17 protein-coding genes are annotated in these 18,044 nt (G+C 48.8%); 16 read left to right on the forward strand and 1 reads right to left on the reverse strand.

The genetic code is table 11. The annotated features are described in order from the left end of the window. Positions 1 to 250: 250 nt before the first annotated feature. The 11 genes from ACJMM9_RS01880 (at position 251) to ACJMM9_RS01930 (ending at position 11,656) form a co-directional block, all read left to right on the forward strand. Complete coding sequence (locus ACJMM9_RS01880) at positions 251 to 982, forward strand: DUF2971 domain-containing protein (RefSeq protein ID WP_405323300.1); 732 nt, start codon at positions 251 to 253, stop codon at positions 980 to 982. Positions 983 to 1,078: 96 nt separating this feature from the next. Next, positions 1,079 to 2,533, forward strand: a complete 1,455-nt coding sequence (locus ACJMM9_RS01885) for an ATP-binding protein (RefSeq protein ID WP_405323302.1) — start codon at positions 1,079 to 1,081, stop codon at positions 2,531 to 2,533. Positions 2,534 to 2,591: 58 nt separating this feature from the next. Next, entirely contained in the window at positions 2,592 to 3,659 is a 1,068-nt protein-coding gene (locus ACJMM9_RS01890; protein ID WP_405323304.1) for an HTH domain-containing protein, read from the forward strand. Between the two features lie 248 nt (positions 3,660 to 3,907). Next, entirely contained in the window at positions 3,908 to 4,510 is a 603-nt protein-coding gene (locus ACJMM9_RS01895; RefSeq protein ID WP_405323306.1) for an ATPase, read from the forward strand. Between the two features lie 9 nt (positions 4,511 to 4,519). Continuing rightward, on the forward strand, positions 4,520 to 5,056 hold the full coding sequence (locus tag ACJMM9_RS01900) for a hypothetical protein (RefSeq protein WP_088631267.1): 537 nt from the start codon (positions 4,520 to 4,522) through the stop codon (positions 5,054 to 5,056). A gap of 17 nt (positions 5,057 to 5,073) precedes the next feature. Next, on the forward strand, positions 5,074 to 6,831 hold the full coding sequence (locus ACJMM9_RS01905; RefSeq protein ID WP_088631266.1) for a V-type ATP synthase subunit A: 1,758 nt from the start codon (positions 5,074 to 5,076) through the stop codon (positions 6,829 to 6,831). Continuing rightward, positions 6,824 to 8,125: a V-type ATP synthase subunit B gene (locus ACJMM9_RS01910; RefSeq protein WP_073424070.1), complete on the forward strand. Its 1,302-nt coding sequence runs from the start codon at positions 6,824 to 6,826 to the stop codon at positions 8,123 to 8,125. Before ACJMM9_RS01905 ends, ACJMM9_RS01910 begins: the two co-directional genes overlap by 8 nt. Before the next feature lies 1 nt (position 8,126). Then, positions 8,127 to 8,759 carry a V-type ATP synthase subunit D gene (locus ACJMM9_RS01915; RefSeq protein WP_014544951.1) on the forward strand — a complete coding sequence of 211 codons (633 nt, stop codon included), beginning with the start codon at positions 8,127 to 8,129 and terminating at the stop codon, positions 8,757 to 8,759. Further along, positions 8,756 to 10,687, forward strand: coding sequence for a V-type ATP synthase subunit I (locus ACJMM9_RS01920; RefSeq protein WP_405323309.1), 1,932 nt, complete (start codon positions 8,756 to 8,758; stop codon positions 10,685 to 10,687). Before ACJMM9_RS01915 ends, ACJMM9_RS01920 begins: the two co-directional genes overlap by 4 nt. A 39-nt stretch (positions 10,688 to 10,726) precedes the next feature. Beyond that, positions 10,727 to 11,182 carry an ATP synthase subunit K gene (locus tag ACJMM9_RS01925; protein WP_015732433.1) on the forward strand — a complete coding sequence of 152 codons (456 nt, stop codon included), beginning with the start codon at positions 10,727 to 10,729 and terminating at the stop codon, positions 11,180 to 11,182. Between the two features lie 18 nt (positions 11,183 to 11,200). Next, positions 11,201 to 11,656, forward strand: coding sequence for an ATP synthase subunit K (locus ACJMM9_RS01930; RefSeq protein WP_014544954.1), 456 nt, complete (start codon positions 11,201 to 11,203; stop codon positions 11,654 to 11,656). Positions 11,657 to 11,836: 180 nt separating this feature from the next. Here ACJMM9_RS01930 and metK read toward each other — a convergent pair whose 3' ends face one another. Then, positions 11,837 to 13,030 carry a methionine adenosyltransferase gene (metK, locus tag ACJMM9_RS01935; RefSeq protein WP_405323313.1) on the reverse strand — a complete coding sequence of 398 codons (1,194 nt, stop codon included), beginning with the start codon at positions 13,028 to 13,030 and terminating at the stop codon, positions 11,837 to 11,839. Between the two features lie 215 nt (positions 13,031 to 13,245). Here metK and ACJMM9_RS01940 point away from each other — a divergent pair, with 215 nt between their 5' ends. From ACJMM9_RS01940 to ACJMM9_RS01960, 5 genes are all read left to right on the forward strand, one after another. Further along, positions 13,246 to 14,010 carry a Nif3-like dinuclear metal center hexameric protein gene (locus ACJMM9_RS01940; protein WP_405323315.1) on the forward strand — a complete coding sequence of 255 codons (765 nt, stop codon included), beginning with the start codon at positions 13,246 to 13,248 and terminating at the stop codon, positions 14,008 to 14,010. 175 nt (positions 14,011 to 14,185) lie between these two features. Further along, complete coding sequence (locus ACJMM9_RS01945; protein WP_088641093.1) at positions 14,186 to 15,106, forward strand: M23 family metallopeptidase; 921 nt, start codon at positions 14,186 to 14,188, stop codon at positions 15,104 to 15,106. 50 nt (positions 15,107 to 15,156) lie between these two features. Then, entirely contained in the window at positions 15,157 to 16,428 is a 1,272-nt protein-coding gene (locus tag ACJMM9_RS01950; protein WP_405323318.1) for a lamin tail domain-containing protein, read from the forward strand. Positions 16,429 to 16,486: 58 nt separating this feature from the next. Continuing rightward, a complete protein-coding gene (locus ACJMM9_RS01955) occupies positions 16,487 to 17,209 on the forward strand; it encodes a hypothetical protein (protein WP_405323320.1) in 723 nt (240 codons plus the stop codon). Between the two features lie 11 nt (positions 17,210 to 17,220). Beyond that, positions 17,221 to 17,904, forward strand: a complete 684-nt coding sequence (locus ACJMM9_RS01960; RefSeq protein WP_405323322.1) for a hypothetical protein — start codon at positions 17,221 to 17,223, stop codon at positions 17,902 to 17,904. Positions 17,905 to 18,044: the final 140 nt, after the last annotated feature.

Genomic DNA, 18,044 nt, shown 5'->3' on the forward strand with positions numbered 1-18,044 from the left:
TAAACGAGAAAAAAGTATATACTTTAACTAAACCGGTAATGAATATGGCCGTTCATGCACCCGCTATTAAAAAGGCTACAAATCCAGGCCGATGATGAATATATAGAAGGCCAAGTCATTTCAGGAATAGCATATTTTGATAAAAATAAGAAAAAACTGAAAACAAAGATGAATTTTTTCAAAAGATAGCGGGGCGACTGTGATTTTTTCCAAGTTGTACAAATACCTCGATGCTGAAGGCGGTTTGAAGATGTTGAAATATCACAATCTTCAATTTACTAACGCTTCAAGATTAAATGATCCTTTTGATTGTCATCCAAGTTTGATAAATTTTTCAAATGTTCCTGCAGGAAGGTGCAAAATTTGGCCGCAAGATATTGTCAAATTATTGGAATCATCTCCATATAAAAGAAATTGGGAAAAAGCATGGATTTGTAGCTTATCTAAGGTTAATGACGCTTTGCTTATGTGGAGCTATTATGGAAATCATAAGGGAGTATGCATTGGAATAGATATGGAAAAAGCAGACAAATATCTGTCCCGAATATGGAATGGCAATAGTATTGGAACGCAAAAGTTGGAAGTGCAATATAGAGATATTGTAAAGAAGCCAGATTATTTTCACGATTTGGATAATGGAAGATTCTTTAATTATCAATTATCAACAAAAGCAAAAGCTTGGGAACATGAAAAGGAAGTTCGCTTGTTGCTGGATGATCCTAATCCAGGGCTTATTCCTTGTGAATTTCAACCTAAGACAAAGTGTAGAAAAAGAAATTCCGACATTAAAGATCTTCGTTTTTATCCTCAGATTGGTAGAGAGTGCTTTTGCTCGCTTTACCTTGGCATTAATATGGCGCAAGATAAGCAAGATGAAATTTTGAAAGTCGCACGATGGCTTAACCCTGAAATGAAGATTTATAAGATGACCGTAGATCCAGATGCATTTCGATTAAAGGCTCAAGTCCTTGATCTCGATTAATTTTGCACACTATTTCTAAAATGTCAATTTATGTCCTCGCAAGAATGTATATTTAATGGGATGACGGATTAACTTTAAGGACAAGGGGAAAAGCGAATGTCTTTACAGCAAGAAATTCTGAATGGCGAGAGTCGCACCTTGGAATACAAGGTGGAATTGCCCGAAGAATCCGTAAAGTGGATCAAGTCTATTGTTGCCTTTGCAAACGGTGCTGGCGGTAAATTTGTCATCGGCGTGAATAATCGTCGGGAGTTTATCGGTATCCCTAAAAAGACCGACTTGTTCGAACTCAAGGACGGTATTGCTGACAAGATTTCGCAGATGTGCGAACCGCAAATAATGTTCGACATAACGGCGGAAATTGTCGACGGTGCGCAGCTTTTGATTATTCAGGTGTTCCCTGGGATGGCGACGCCGTATTATATAAAGTCGCAAGGGAAAGAAAACGGAACGTATATCCGTCTTGGAGCTACCACTCGCAATGCCGATTTGGCAGCCCTTAGTGAACTTGAAAATCGTGGAAAAAACATCTCTTACGATGAACTTCCGTATCGTTCGCTCAAAGTGACCGACGCCGATATAGAATTTCTTTGCAAGGATTTTTCAAAACGTTCTAAACGAAGAATCACAAAAGCCGATTTGGAAAACTTACACTTGCTTGCTGGTCGATCGCATGACAAGGCGACGAATGCGCTGGCAATTCTTCTAGGCAAGCATGAATATACTTCGCGAATTCAGTGTGCACGATTCCGCGGAACAATGCGAGCCGACTTTCTGGATAAGAAGGATTACGAAGGTCCGCTTTGCAAGCAAATTGACGAAGCTTATAAGTTCGTTCTCAACCACCTGAATTTGGCAATCGAAATAAACGGGGTCGTTCATGATGAAAAGTATGAACTACCGCCGAAGGCTATCCGAGAACTAATTATCAATGCCGCAATTCACCGGAATTATCAAATGAATTCTAGTGTGCAGGTTGCTATATATGATGATCGCGTGGAAATTTCTTCACCGGGAACTCTTTATGGAACGCTGACTTTGGAAGAAGCTTTGAGCGGTCGCTCTTCTATCCGCAACAAGACTTTGGCCCGCACATTGGAAAAGGTTCATGTCCTTGAAGGATGGGGCTCCGGTTTTCAGCGGATTAATACGATGTGCCAGGAATATGGCGTGGCTCTCCCCGAATTCACCGAAATCGGGGATATGTTTCGGGTGAATTTTTATCGCCACATTAACGATGGAAAAGTGGCGATAAATTCAAAAAGTGGCGATAAAGCGGCGATAAATCCCGAAAATGGCGATAAAAACGATGAAAATGTGGCGATAAATGGTGGAAATGGCGATAAAAGTGGCGATAAAAAATCAACAAAATTTAAGAAAATGATTGTCGGTTATCTTGCCGAACACGAGGAAGCACGCTCTCAAGAAATATCCGTTTACATCGGCTTGAAGATTTCTCGCACAAAGATTTATCTCGCTGATCTTGTTGAAGATGGCAAAATCGTCTCCAACGGAGCGAATAAGAATAGGACATATTCTTTGAAGAAGTGACGCTATGTCCTTTTGAAAAATAAATTAGATTCAAACAAGATTGCTGCAAGGAACACCGATGCGTAAGAAACCGTCAGAAATAGATTTTGAAGAATACATTCGTCAGGTTGAGCCCGCTAAGCGGGAAAAGTCCTATGCGTGGTCAACGGCTATCGGCTTGCAGCAAGTCGATGGTTTGACTCCTTCGGATTATTTGCTTGAAGTCGCCAAGAAGAACATTGAAGGCGAGATTTCCCTGAATAAGGCTCAGGCTCTCATTGATTCTTATTACGAATCGAAGACAGAACGGACGGATGACCAGGACGAAACGGAAGAGGCGGACAAGGTTTCCGCTCGCATCGCCCAAGTTCTGAGTGAAAAAGCGTTCAGCTTTTCTCCATCATTTTTGATTGCTATCCACAAGCGTCTTTTTGATCGGGTTCTTAAAAATGCGGGTGAAATCCGCAAATACAATATTTCAAAAAAGGAATGGGTGCTGAACGGGGATTCTGTGATGTACGGAGCCTCATTCGAGTTGCGGATGGCTTTGGATTATGATTTTGAACGCGAAAGAGAGTTTAACTACAGTGACCTGAGTATGGACGAAATTGTCCGTCATTTGTCGTCTTTTGTATCGCGTTTGTGGCAGATTCATGCCTTTGGTGAGGGTAATACGCGTACGACTGCGGTTTTTACCATCAAATACTTGCGTTCCATGGGATTTAAGGTTGGGAACGACATTTTCGCCAAGAATTCTTGGTATTTCAGGAATGCGCTCGTCCGTGCCAACTACAAGAATGTCGCAAAGGGCATCCAGCAGGAGCCGGAGTATCTTGAAAAGTTCTTCCGCAACTTGTTAATGGGAGAACATAACGAACTGAAAAACCGCTATCTGCATGTTGACTATAAAAAGTCTCAAAACAGCAAAAATGTCCCTATAAATGTCCCTATAAATGTCCCTATAAAAGATAGACAGAAAAAGATTATTGAAGTTCTTATTAAAGACCCTCATGTGTCGGCCCAAAATCTTGCTGAAAAATTTGGTGTTACTGAAAAAACAATCAAAAGAGATTTGCAGATGCTGAAAAAGCAAAACCTGATTGCCCGAGTTGGGGCCAACAAAAACGGCTATTGGAAAGTGAACTAGTTTTACCATCTGGGCTTTTCGAAGGCTTTTTCTCCCAATTTTGTAAAGCGTTTTCCATTTTCTGTAGCGGTTTTCCACCTTTTGTCGCTCCTTTTGGTCTTTTTATCCTCCATTTGTGTAAGTAAACATTATTTTCGCAATTTTTTGTCGAATTTCTTGTCTTTTTCGAATTTTTCCTAGTATATTCTTTTCTGTGTTTAATAAAAATGCCCTTGAAAGGGGTGTTTTGGTTCAATTTGGAGATTTAAATGGCAGAAGATTTGCAAGCCCTTATGGAACGCATCCAGAAGGATGCTGTCGAAAAGGCAGAACTCGCAGCAGCAGATATTATTTCTAAGGCAAAAGACAAGGCCGCCGAAATCGTGAAGGCCGCCGAAGACGAAGCCAAGGCAAAACTCGAAAATGCCGACAAGGAAGCTCAAGCATTTACAGAACGTAGCGAACGCACTTTGGAACAGTCCGCACGTGATTTGCTCCTCTCGGTGGGCAAGAATCTCGAAAAAATGATTCTCGATCTTCTCAGCCTCCAAGTTGAAAAATCTCTTGATGAATCGACCGTGAAGAATATGCTCCTTTCGATTACTAAGAGTTACAGCTCCGATATCGAAATTGACTTCTCCGAAGCCGACGCCAAGGCTCTTTCTAGCTTTGTCATGGGTGAATTTGCGAAGCAGCTCAAGGGTGGCGTTAAGGTCGAAAGCGACAAGGGAGTCAAGTTCGGCTTCCGCGTCAAACTCGATGGCGGCAAGGTCAGCCACGAATTTACAGAACAGGCAATGGCGGAATCTCTTTCTGCCTTGCTCAGACCGCAGCTTGCAAAGATTGTAAACAAGGCCGCCCAGGGCAAATAAGGCGGTCCAATGAGCAGTCCAGCATATTTGATGGCATCGCTTCCGATGCTAGAACTGGGCGACGTTCCGCCCCTTAGCATGGCCGAGTTCCGTGGCCGTTGCGAAGGTGTGCTGGATGCCCCAGAACTCGAAGCGCTCGACGCTCTCTTAGCGGGCGAGGAGTGCGATGATGAATTTGTTCGGGAATACCAATCCCGTGAAACCCAGATGAGAAATGTTTCCGGAAGGCTCCGCGCCCAAGCGTGGGGTCCTGAAGTGCGTTTTGCGGAACGTTCTTTCTCTGGTTATGACGTCACCTTTGCTAAGATGATCCAGGACGCGTTCATGAAGTCGAATCCGCTTGAAAAGGAACAGGATATCGACCGCGCCCGTTTTTGGCTTGTGGATAGCCTTGCCGGTGTAGGCGAGGGAACCATCAAGCACGTCTACGCCTATGCGATTAAGCTTAGAATCTGCGAGCGTTGGGCTCGTTTGAACGATATCGCAGGCGACAAGGCCGTCATCAATATTATTAATGAAAACGATCCTGCATACAGGCAGGAATGAGTGGAGGTCCATTTTCAATGGCTAGTATCGGAAAAATAACCGGCGTGAACGGAAACCTGATTCGTGTCAAGTTTGAAAGCGCCGTTTCCCAGAACGAAGTGGCTTATGCAAAGCTCATTTCGAAGAATGAAGCTGGTAAGACAGAAATCATCCCTCTCAAGAGTGAAGTGATTCGTATTCGTGGTGATTACGCTGAACTCCAGGTGTTCGAAGATACGACTGGCCTCAAGGCTGGCGACGAAGTCGAATTTACGGGTGAACTCCTTTCTGTTGAACTTGGCCCGGGTCTCCTTACTCAAGTTTTTGACGGTCTTCAGAACCCGCTGCCGAAGCTCGCTGACGAATGCGGCTTCTTCCTTCAGCGCGGTAAGTACTTGAAGGCTCTCCCGCGTGATAAGAAGTGGGCTTTTACTCCGGTCGCTAAGGCTGGCGATGTGGTTGTCGCTGGTGATACGCTCGGTACGGTTCCGGAAGGTGTTTTCTCGCACCGCATCATGGTGCCGTTCAAGCTCCTTGGCAAGTGGACTGTGGATTACATCACGACTGCCGGTGACCGCGTTGTCGAAGATGTTGTCGCAAAGCTCAAGAACGACAAGGGCGAATCTGTCGACGTGACGATGGTGCAGACCTGGCCGGTCAAGATGCCGATCAAGGCATTCGAAGAACGCCTCCGCCCGTCCAAGCCGCTTACCATGCAGCAGCGCATTATCGATACGTTCTTCCCTGTGATGCAGGGCGGTACGTTCTGTACGCCGGGTCCGTTCGGTGCCGGCAAGACCGTGCTCCAGCAGCTCATGAGCCGTTATGCCGACGTGGACATCGTGATTTTGGCCGCTTGCGGTGAACGTGCAGGTGAAGTGGTGGAAACCCTCCGCGAATTCCCTGAACTGATTGACCCGCGTACCGGCAAGTCCTTGATGGAACGTACGCTTATCATTTGTAACACGTCTTCGATGCCGGTGGCAGCTCGTGAAGCATCCGTTTATACCGGCGTGACGCTTGCTGAATACTATCGCCAGATGGGCCTCAACGTGCTCCTCCTCGCAGACTCTACTTCTCGTTGGGCTCAGGCTCTCCGTGAAATGAGTGGCCGTTTGGAAGAAATTCCGGGCGAAGAAGCATTCCCGGCTTACCTCGAATCTGTGATCGCTTCCTTCTACGAACGCGGTGGCGTTGTCCGCCTCAAGGACGGTTCGACCGGCTCCGTGACGATTTGCGGTTCCGTGTCTCCGGCAGGTGGTAACTTCGAAGAACCGGTGACACAGGCTACCTTGAAGGTGGTGGGCGCATTCCTCGGCCTTTCCCGTGAACGTTCTGACCAGCGCCGCTTCCCGGCAATCCACCCGTTGGATTCCTGGTCTAAGTACGAAGGTATCATCGATTCCAAGAAGGTCGCTCAGGCCCGTTCTATCCTCGCTAATGGTGTGGACGTGAACAACATGATGAAGGTTGTGGGCGAAGAAGGTACTTCGATCGAAGACTTCATTGTTTATCTAAAATCTGAATATCTTGATGCCGTTTATCTGCAGCAGGACGCCTATAATGAAATTGACGCCGCTTGCTCTGCAGAACGCCAGAAGTACGTGTTCGACAAGATTTACACCATCCTCATGACGCCGATGACGTTTACCGAAAAGGATGTCGCCCGTACGTTCTTCCTCAAGCTCACGCAGGCTACCAAGGACTGGAACCGCGTGGCGTTTGACTCTCAGGAATTCAAGGATCTCGAATCCAGTATTTTTGCTTCCGTAAAGGAGGTTTCTGCTAATGCATAATGTTGCTTACCATCGTATTGAACGCATTGCCGGTTCTGTGATTACTTTGAGAGCCGAAGGCGTTGCAAACCAGGAACTGGCTCAGGTAACGAGCTCTTTTGGTACTTCTCTTGCCCGTGTGATCCGCATTGACGGTGACCTCGTGGACTTGCAGGTTTTCGCAGGTGCTCGAGGTATTTCTACGGACTCCGAAGTGCGCTTCCTTGGTGAACCGATGAAGGTCCCGTACAGCGATGCTTTGCTTGGCCGCGTGTTTAACGGTGCTGGCAAGCCGCGTGATAACGGTCCGGAAGTCGATGGCGAACGCATCACGATTGGCGGCCCCTCTGTGAACCCTGCTAAGCGTATCATCCCGAAGACGATGGTGCGTACGGGTATCCCGATGATTGACGTGTTTAACACGCTCGTCGTTTCGCAGAAGCTCCCGATTTTCTCGATTGCAGGTGAACCCTACAACGAACTTTTGGCACGTATCGCCTTGCAGGCTGAAGTCGACGTGATTATTCTCGGCGGCATGGGCCTCAAGCACGATGACTACCTCTACCTCAAGGATTACCTCGAAAAGAACGGTGCTCTTTCCCGTACGGTGATGTTCATGCACACCGCATCTGACCCGATTGTGGAATGCTTGCTCGTTCCGGATGCTTCCCTCGCTGTTGCTGAAAAGTTTGCTACCGAAGGCAAGAACGTGCTCGTGCTCCTCACGGACATGACGAACTTTGCCGACGCCATGAAGGAAATCGCTATTACGATGGAACAGATTCCGTCGAACCGTGGTTATCCTGGCGACCTTTACTCTCAGCTCGCTAGCCGCTACGAAAAGGCTGTGGACTTCAGCGATGCTGGTTCTATTACGATTTTGGCTGTGACCACTATGCCGGGCGACGACGTGACGCACCCGGTTCCGGACAACACGGGTTACATTACCGAAGGTCAGTTCTACTTGCGCAAGGGCCGTATCGAACCGTTCGGTTCTTTGAGCCGCCTTAAGCAACAGGTGAACGGCAAGACCCGTAGCGACCACCGTACCATCATGAACACCATGATTCAGCTGTACGCAAGCTACAAGGAAACCTTGGAAAAGCAATCCATGGGCTTCAACATGAGCAACTGGGACCAGAAGCTGTTGAAGTACGGTGTGCGCTTCGAAAAGGAAATGATGGACCTTTCTGTGAACATCCCTCTTGAAAAGGCTTTGGATCTCGGATGGGAAATCCTCGCCGATTGCTTCACTCCTGAAGAAACCGGTATCCCCACCAAGATGATCAATCAGTACTGGCCGAAGAAGTGGTAATATGGCTAAGGTCAAGTTAACAAAAAACGCCCTCAAGGCGGAACGTGACGCACTGAAGCGCTTCCAGCGCTATCTGCCGACGTTGCTTTTAAAGAAGCAGCAGTTGCAGATGGAAATGCGTACGCTCCAGGAGAAGGTGATGGCGAAACGCGAAGAAGAGGATAAGCTTCGCAAGAGTATGGCTTCGTGGATTTCGCTTTTTGCCGACCCCATTGAGTGGAAAAACTATCTCTCGGTGAAGAGTGTCGAACAGGGCGAGGGTAACATTGCCGGCGTGAAAATTCCGACGTTTAGCGGCGTGGAATTCAACGTGAACATCCCGGACTTCTTTACGACTCCGGTGTGGCTCGATGATGGTATCCGCAGCTTGCAAGGTTTGATTTCCTTGCGCCTGGAACGCCGTGTGCTCGAAAAGCAGTACGAACTTCTTTCGAAGGAATTGCGTACCACGAGCCAGCGCGTGAACCTGTTCGAAAAGGTGAAAATTCCCGAGTCTAAGGATAACATCCGCAAAATCAATATCTTCTTGGGTGACCAGCAGACAAGCGGTGTGGCCCGTAGTAAGCTTGCAAAGGGCAAGGCTACGGCTAAGGCGCTTGCGCTCGATGCCCAGAGTAAGGAGGTTGCCGCATGATTACTCCTATGAAGAAGGTGACCATTCTTACGCTTGTGAGCCATAAGGAAGAAACCCTTAAGGCTTTGCGCGAAATGGAAATTATCCATTTGACTCCGCTCCAGAATGCCGTTGGCGCTTCTGTGAACGGTGCGAAGGGCGCTGTAGCCCGTGTGCAGAAGGCGATGGAAGTCGTTCCGGATAAGCTTCGCAAGGGTGTGACGCCTGCCGAAAAAGGTGCAAGCGGTGTAACGCTTGTCGAAGAGATCCAGACTCTCATTACGGACAAGAAAAATGCCGAAATCCAGTTGGAGCAGGCCAAGGAAGAACTTGAAAAGCTCCACGCTTTTGGAAATCTCGATCCGCGTACGGTCAAGGAACTCGCCGCAAAGGGCATCTTTGTTCGCCTTTATCTTGTGGACCTTTCAAAGGAACCTTTTGAAGTCGAAGGCGATAACGCTTACAAGCATGTCTTTGGCAAGGATGACAATGGCACGTACATTGCCGTGTTCACGAAGGGCGAAGCTCCTGCATCTGTGAAGGGTGCGTTTACGGAACTCGCTATGCCTCTCAAGTCGCTCGAAGAATATCGAATGATCGAAGAGGAATCGAACACGACGATTTCTGCTGTGGACGAACGCTTTGCCCAGCTTGCTTCCGTGAAGGACGATCTCGAAGACCGCCTTATGGAAGTGACGGACCGTTACAATCTCGTGGAAGCTTCTGCAAGCATGCTCCAGAACAATGGCCTTGCTGCACTCCAGGGATTTTGCCCGGAACCGCGCGTTGCTGAAATCAGTGCGGCTGCCAAGGCAAACGGCTGGGGCATCCGCGTTGAAGATCCGACGGACGAAGATAACATCCCGACGCTTCTCGGCTACAACAAGCTTTCACGCCCGATGCAGTGCCTCTATGACATCATTGGCATTTCGCCGGGCTACAACGAAGTTGACGTTAGCTCTGTGTTCCTCTGCTTCTTTAGCATTTTCTTTGCGATGATTGTGGGCGATATGGCTTATGGCCTGTTGTTCCTCGGTCTTGCTATTTTTGCTCGCTCGAAAATGCCGAAGGCAAGTAGTGCCGGATTCCACTTTGTGTATTTGATGAGCTGGGCGACTATCATCTGGGGCGCCATCAATGCAAACTTCCTCGGCCTTACGCCGGAACTTGCTGGGTGGAGCTACTACCTCGATATCGCTAACTATAACTTTATCCCGGAAGGCGTGCGCAACGTGCTCTACTGGATTCGCAGCTCTGCTCCGACGGATCCGACGCGCTTCGAAGCATACAAGCAGTTCTGCGAGACGTTTACGTTCTTGCCCGCTAGCTTTGTGCCGAAGGCTGCTGGAGCATCCCAGATGCAGCATATCCAGCTGTTCTGCTTCTGCATTGCCGTTGTGCATCTGAGCATTGCTCATGCGTGGAATGTCGTTGTGCGTCTCAAGCGCAAGTCTTCGACGTTCATGGCGCAGGTGGGCTGGCTCATGGGCGCTTGGGTCATGTTCTTCCTGGCATGCAACATGGTGCTTGGAATCGACATGCCGAAGTTCGTCATCCCGATGTTCATCGTGGAAGTCGTGCTTCTCGTGCTCTTTACGGTGCCGCCTAGCCGCCTCAAACAGGACTTCATCAGCATTCCGATGCTCGTGCTCGACATTGTGAACAGCTTCACCGACGTTATCAGCTATATCCGTCTCTTTGCTGTGGGTATGTCTGGTGCCGCTATCGCTGAAGCGTTCAATGGAATGCTCTCGCCGCTGTTTGGCTCTGCCGTGGGTGTTGCCGGTGCAGCTCTAGTTCTTTTGGGCGTTCATGGCCTGAACATTGCACTTGCCGTGATGGGCGTTGCAGTGCATGCCGTACGTCTTAACACACTCGAATTTTCAAATGGACTTGGTCTTGAATGGAGCGGCTTTGCCTTTACTCCTTTCGCCAAGCAAAAAAATTAAACCAAGGGTTAAATCCCGCTACTTAATGAGGATAATATAATGGAACCGAATACAATGGTGACTCTCGCTAAAATGGGTGCTGCAGCTGCGCTTGGCATTGCGGCTATGGGCTCGGCCCTTGGTTGCGGAACGGCTGGTATGTCTGCTATCACGATGTGGAAGAAGGCTTACGCTCAGGGCAAGTCCGCTCTCTTCACGCTCCTCGTGTTCGTCGGCGCTCCGATTTCCCAGACGATTTACGGCATGTTGCTCATGAACTTCATCTTGAGCAAGGCTGCTGAACAGGGCTTTACGAACTGGGGCGGCTGCCTCGGTGCTGGTATCTTCGGCGGCCTCGGCATGATGGCTTCCGCTTGGTACCAGGGCAAGTCTGCTGCTGTGGCTTGCGATGCTCTCGGTGAAACCGGCAAGGGCATGGTGAACTACTTGATGGTTCTCGGTATCGTTGAAACTGTCGCTTTGTTCGTGCTCGTGTTCTCCATGATGGTGCTTTAATCGAAAGAGGTCGCACTTATGGATCAATCACAACTTTTAACGCTCGCAAAGCTCGGTGCGGTGGCGGCCTTGGGCCTTGCCGCGGTGGGTTCTGCGCTGGGCTGCGGGACTGCCGGCATGGCGGCCATCGGTGCCTGGAAAAAGGCGTATCTCAAGGGTAAGAACGCGCTCTTTACGCTGCTCATTTTCGTGGGTGCGCCGATTGCGCAGACGATTTACGGCATGCTCCTGATGATGTATATCTTGAACAAGTCGCAGGCTGCTCCTGGCAACTGGGCTGCTTACCTTGGCGTAGGCATCTTCGGTGGCATCGGCATGATGGCTTCTGCCTGGTACGTGGGCAAGTCCGCTGCTGACGCTTGCAACGCTCTTGGCGAAACTGGCAAGGGCCTCGTGAACTACCTCATGGTGCTCGGTGTCGGCGAAACGGTCGCGCTGTTCGTCATGGTGTTCTCGATGATGCTTGTGTCGTAAAAGATGTAGGATGTGTCATCCTGAGCGAAGGCGCTTGCGCCGAAGTCGAAGGATCTAGACTACAAAAGAAGACTGCTTAACGGCAGTCTTTTTTGTATTTGATATAAACTAAAAAAATGACGGATCTTCATCCGTCATTTTTTGCTAAATGCTTTTTGTCGCGAATTTGGAGAGGCTGGATTAAACCGCTTCTGCAGCCTTCTTCAAAGCTTCGGCCTTGTCGGTCTTTTCCCACGTGAAGCGGGCGCCGGTACGGCCAAAGTGACCGAGGGCGGCGGTAGCGACGTAACCCGGCTTGCGGAGGTCGAGCATCTTTTCGATGCCAGCCGGAGAGAGGTCGAAGTTCTGTGCGACAATTTCTTCGATCTTGCGGTCGTCAATCTTGCCTGTGCCAAACGTGTTCACGAGCACGGAGACCGGCTTGGAGTAGCCGATAGCGTAGGCGAGCTGCACTTCGCAACGGTAGGCGAGGCCTGCAGCGACAATGTTCTTAGCCACATAGCGAGCTGCGTATGCTGCACTGCGGTCGACCTTGGACGGGTCCTTGCCGCTGAATGCGCCACCGCCATGACGGCCCATGCCACCATAGGTATCGACGATGATCTTACGGCCAGTGAGGCCGCAGTCGCCGTGCGGGCCACCGACAACGAACTTGCCGGTCGGGTTCACGAGGTAACGGGTTTTCTTGTCCAAGAGCTTGGCCGGGATGACCTTCTTGATGAGTTTCTCGATGATTTCCTTTTCGATCACGGAGTGCTTGAGTTCCTTGCCGTTCACCTTTTCGTCGTGCTGGGTGGAGATGACGACGGTATCGACGCGGACCGGCTTGTCATTTTCGTCGTATTCGACGGTGACCTGGGACTTTGCATCCGGGCGGAGCCACTTGATCTTGCCCTTTTCGCGGAGGTTCTGGATTTCTTCCATGAGCTTGTGGGCGAGGCTGATCGGGAGCGGCATGAGTTCCTTGGTTTCCTTCACGGCGTAACCGAACATCATACCCTGGTCGCCAGCACCCTGCTTGTCGTCTTCCTTGCCTTCGGCAGCCTTGGCATCAACGCCCTGGGCGATATCCGGAGACTGCTTGTCCATTGCGACGAGCACTGCGCAGCCCTTGTAGTCGAACTGGAGGTCCGGGTTCACGTAGCCGATGTTCTTGATGGTGTTGCGGGCAACTTCCTGAAAATCAACAACTGCCTTGGTGGTGATTTCACCAGAGATAACGACGAGACCGGTGTTCACGAGAGTTTCGCAAGCGACGCGGCTTTTCGGGTCTTGGGCGAGGCAAGCGTCGAGGATGGAGTCGGAAATCTGGTCGGCAACCTTATCCGGGTGGCCTTTAGAAACGGATTCAGAGGTAAAAAGATAATGTGCCATTGGGGCTCCTATAATAAATCTTCTATTTTCTTTCTATGCGTAAATTTAGTTAAATGCATAGAACGTGGCAACGAGAAAAAACTCTAAACGGCTTTTTTGTACCCTAAAACGCTTTTTTTGGTTGTAAATATTTATTATATATCTATATTTTTTATAACTGCTAATAGTTTCAACAAAGACGAGTTGGATGGAGGCTAAATCAACAAGGAGAATTTATGGATTTGCCTTTTATGACCGCATGGCTTGACGATTTGCTCGATCCAAAGTCTTTCAATGATTTTTGCGTGAATGGTCTATGTGTTGAAGCGAACGACAAAGTGACCAGGATTGTGACGGGCGTGAGTCTCCGTGACCAGCTGATTGATGCCGCCATAGAAGAAAAGGCGGATTGCATAATCGTTCACCATCCTAATGGATTCTGGAAAGGGGAGTCTCAAATCCCGGTTGGGAAGTTTGGGGAACGCCTCCGCAAGCTTATGTGTAATGGAATTTCCGTGTTCGGTTTCCATTTGCCGCTTGATGGCCATCGAGATATCGGCAACAACGCCATGATCGCGAAAATTCTAGGGCTAAAGCCGGTTCATGAATTTATGTACGAAGGCACGAGGGCTATCGGTGTCATTGCCGAATGGAATACTCCTGCGACGAGGGAAGAATTTTTGGACTGCCTGGACACATCTTTTGAACATGGAGTGCAGAACAAGTTCTTTTACGGTCCGGAACAAATTAGGCGTGTGGCCATATGCAGTGGCAGCTGCGGCGAGGAAGGCATTCGAGAAGCCGTGGAGATGAACTGTGACGCTTTTATCACGGGAAGCATTAAGGAAAGCGTCCCTATATTCTGCCAGGAAAACGGTGTGAACCTGGTTTCGTGCGGGCACCACCGTTCGGAAGTTTTTGGCGTATGTGCCCTTGCGGAAAAAATCCAGACTGAACTGGGCATTCCGTCGAAATTTGTCGATCTGGACAACCCGATTTAGGAATGATGGCGCGCCTTCAAGTTTCGTGTAAACTTTTGTTATTGATGGCTTAAAGCTCGTTAAATGGCTGTTTGTTTATTACAAGAATCATACAAATTTCTATATATGGCTTGTAATAAAAAAATAGGGATAAATCCTTTGAAATTTCTGTGCCATTTATTTACATTATCCTTTGATGAATTTCGTTAAGGCATCCATACACTTTCAGAAGTCGTCACGGGCATTGACCGTGAAAGTGCCTTCGTTTGTTCTTCGTGGATCGCTTTTCTTGCGAATTGTCGTTGTCATAGGCTTTGTCCTTTTCCTTGTGCAAGTGCTCTCGACTTCCGTTTATGATGGCGTATTGAGGCATGCTTTTGCAAGCCGTCAGAAGTTGAACAAGGAACTTTCGCAGATCCAGAGCACGGTTGACTATATCTCCAGTACGTCGAAGGATTTTTTCTCGGCTGAAAAGATGCTCCATGCAAAGCTTGGACTTCCGCTGCCGGATGACGCTTCCCGTAATTTGTCGACTGGTGGACATATTGAACCTGAAGTGCAGTTGTTGCGCAAGAGTTCTCCTGTTTTTGAGCGCACCGCCAAGATGCATGAAGACGTTTGGCGTATTTTTGGTAAAATCCAGAACAATGAAAAGTCTTTTGGCGCTTTGACCAAGTACATTGACCAGAGCCGTTCCGTTTTGCGTTACATCCCCTCTATTTCTCCGACGACTGGTCGCTATGCATCTGCTTTTGGACCGCGTATCCATCCTGTGACGGGTGAAGTGGGCAAGATGCACCAGGGGATTGACATTGCCAATGACCGTTGGACTCCGATTTATGCTCCGGCGGATGGCGTTGTTGAAATTTCCCAGCTGAGTTCCTCTTTTGGGAATTTTGTCGTCCTGAACCATGGCAACGGCTTCAAGACCCGTTATGGGCACATGCAGATGTCTGCCGTGACTCCGGGACAGTTTGTACATCGTTATCAGATTCTTGGCTATATGGGTAATACAGGTCGATCAGTTGGTCCGCACCTCCATTATGAGGTCTGGAAAAATGGCAACCCGGTGAACCCTCTTCCTTATATTCTCCCTAACGACTATGAAGTCGACTGATTCTCGCTAGCGTTTTTTACGCTTGGAGGGGCGCGCCCGGGGAGGGTGTCGTGGAAAAATATGTTGTTGTGCCGGCTGTGGGCCTGGCGCTTTTTTCGTGGGTGTTTTCATGCCCGCGTTTTGTTGAATTCTATCCGGATCCGAAAGATGTTTCTGACCGGGAGGGCGAGTATGTCGAAATCCGTATGGACGATTTTCAGGCGGAATCGCTTTTTGTGCAGTTTGAATCCAAGGAGAGCCTTTCGTTTGCGTGGCCCAAGGCGGAACGCTTTGTGCTTGTGCACGACTCGGCCAAGTGTCCGGTCGATTCGTTACGGGATGTGCCGCAGGTTCTGTCGCAAGAATCGCCGCGGTGGGGTGTCGCATGTGGTTCGCTCGGAAAAATTTCGCTGCCGAATTCCCGTGAGACTGTCTGGAAGGTCTGGGCGGGAACGTGCGTGGATTCCGTGAACGTTCCGCGTCCAAAGCCTGGAAAAGCGATTCAGCGTGTTGGATTGACGGACCGATGGGAATTTGTTGATGCGGCTTCGGCGTCTTCAGCGGGAATTGACGCTGCGGATTCATTACTGGAATCCAGGGTGCTTGAAAATGGCGTCTCGGTGTTGCGCGTGACGGAGGTGCATCACTGTCCGGAAGAACCGATGCCGGAATGGGTGGAACTCTACAATGCGGGAATGCATCCGCTTCCGCTAGACGCGTTCCGCTTTTGCGATCGAGGAGGTGCTTTGGGAGTTGCGGGCGATTCGATTCGGCCGTTCCAGGCTTTGCTTGTGAGCAAGGATACGGCGTCGCTGCGGGCTGCTCTTGGAATTCCTGAGATCCGGATGGTCCAGGTTTCGCTTGGATTCTTGAACAATAATGAGGGTACGCTTCGGCTTTGTTTTCGCGATCGGATCATTGATAGCGTTTCCTGGAACAAGAGCACGGTGGTATGCCCTTCTGGATTTAATCCGCTCTCGGGGCGTCGTGAATTTACGCCCGGATTTTTGCCTAAAAGTGCGCGGAATGTGTCGCGGGCTGGAGGTGTGGATCAAGATGCATTTAATCAAGATGCGGCAAAAACGCCAGTTGAATACAAACTATCATCTCGCGTGATTTCAAAAAAGGGTTCTCCGCTTCGAGTTCGTGTGGAATCCGAACAAGATGTTGTGCTTTCGCTTCTGGATTCTGCTGGACGCCGTGTATGGAAATCGGTTGTGCCAGCAATGGCAAATGAATGGGTGAAGGTTCCGGCTCAGGAATATCTTGGAATAGGCGCTGGTTTTGTTTCTTTGTCTGTGGGGGATTTCGAGAATGTGGTCGGGATTCTTGTTCGCCCGTAGATGCAAGTGCATTTGTATAGAATGCATTTGGATTTTGTTTGTTATTTTGTCGTGTATTATGCCTAGCACGGCTTGTGCCGCAGATGGACGTGCATCGTTTGCATCGCTTTTGGCTGGTGGACTGTCTCCCGTCGGTCTGGGTGGATTTAATTCTTCTCCAGCGCGGTATGCGGATCCTTCGTATGGAGTTTCTTATTACTGGCTGGATGGCGTTGAGGAATCGTCCTGGAATCTCTCGCTTGAATTTGGAAACGATGCGTACCGCATGGGCGCCTTTGTAGCTTATGAGTCGATGGATTCGCTTTATCGCAAGTTATATTCAGAAGCGGCTTATGCGAGAACGTGGCCGCATTTAGCGTTAGGCATGGGCTATGGACTCGATATGGAGTGGATTCCTGGTGGCGATTTTTGGACACGGCACCGGTTCAAGTGGGCGGCTCTTTTCAACTGGCGCAAAATTTATGTGGCTGGTATGGTGAGTGGCTTTATGGACGAGGGGGTTACGTCTATTCTTGGCGTACACTGGATCTCGGACGAGGCGATTGTGGCCTTTGCTGAATGTGATTTTCGCTATCTGTATGTGGGGGCCAATTTCCGGTGGAAATTTGTAGAAATAGGCACCTCCTATAGATTCCCGAATTTTGCAGTCGCGGTTCAACTCTCGTTTGATGGGAGTCATTATGGAGTTTCGTACGCGCGAGGTTTTAAGCATAATTCAATTGGCTGGAATGGAGTTCATGTTTCAAGGTGGTTGAATAATGAAAGACGAAAAATAAACTAAATTTTGAAGGTATGAAAAAAGTCGTCCTTTTACTGATTGCTTTGTCTGTTTTTTCTTTTGCGAAAGCGGCTAAGGCGCAACCGGAACCCAGTCCAAAAGAAGAAAAACAGGAAGTTGTTGTAAAGGACGATGCTTCTACAGAGATTGTTGATTCGACGTTCACCCTGTATATACATCCGTTTAATTTTATTGTGCCGTATTCGCATTTTTGGGGCGGGATTAATGTTCCCAATGGCTTTACGGATTATCCAATATTCAACTTGACTTTTGAATGGAAATTGATCGAGAAAATATCCCTTGTCTCGATGCCACATTATGTACGTGTGGACCGCACAGATGACGATGGCGGGTACAAGATTTACGATATTGGCTTGCAAGAAAGTTTTCGCTTGTATGGCGTTGGCGGAAGGCGCTGGAGATATTTTCAGGCGGGACTTCTGCTAAATCATTTGAATGTCGCTTCGAAAAATGACGGGCGTTTTGATGGTTGGCTCTTTGGCCTTATGTTTAATGGCGGTGTAAAGAAGGTTTTGAATGGGGGAGCCGGTTTTCTTGGGCGCTTTGCGGTTACGGTTGATGTTGGCTTGGGCTATGTATGGGTCAGTGATTTCGATGCTGAGCGCAAAGGGGCCTATTTTGAAATGGATAAGGGCCTTGTCATTGATGTCAACGCTGCGATAGGATTTCAGATCTAAGGTCAATTAGGAATTACGTCATTGCAAGCGCTGCGCAGACAAAAAACGAAAAACACTTCTCAAAGAGAAGTGCTTTATCGCGGGATAGACGAGGCTTGAACTCGCAACCTCCGGCGTGACAGGCCGGTGCTCTAACCAAA

Origin of the sequence: Fibrobacter sp., from assembly GCF_045112255.1 — a bacterium.
Lineage (GTDB): Bacteria > Fibrobacterota > Fibrobacteria > Fibrobacterales > Fibrobacteraceae > Fibrobacter.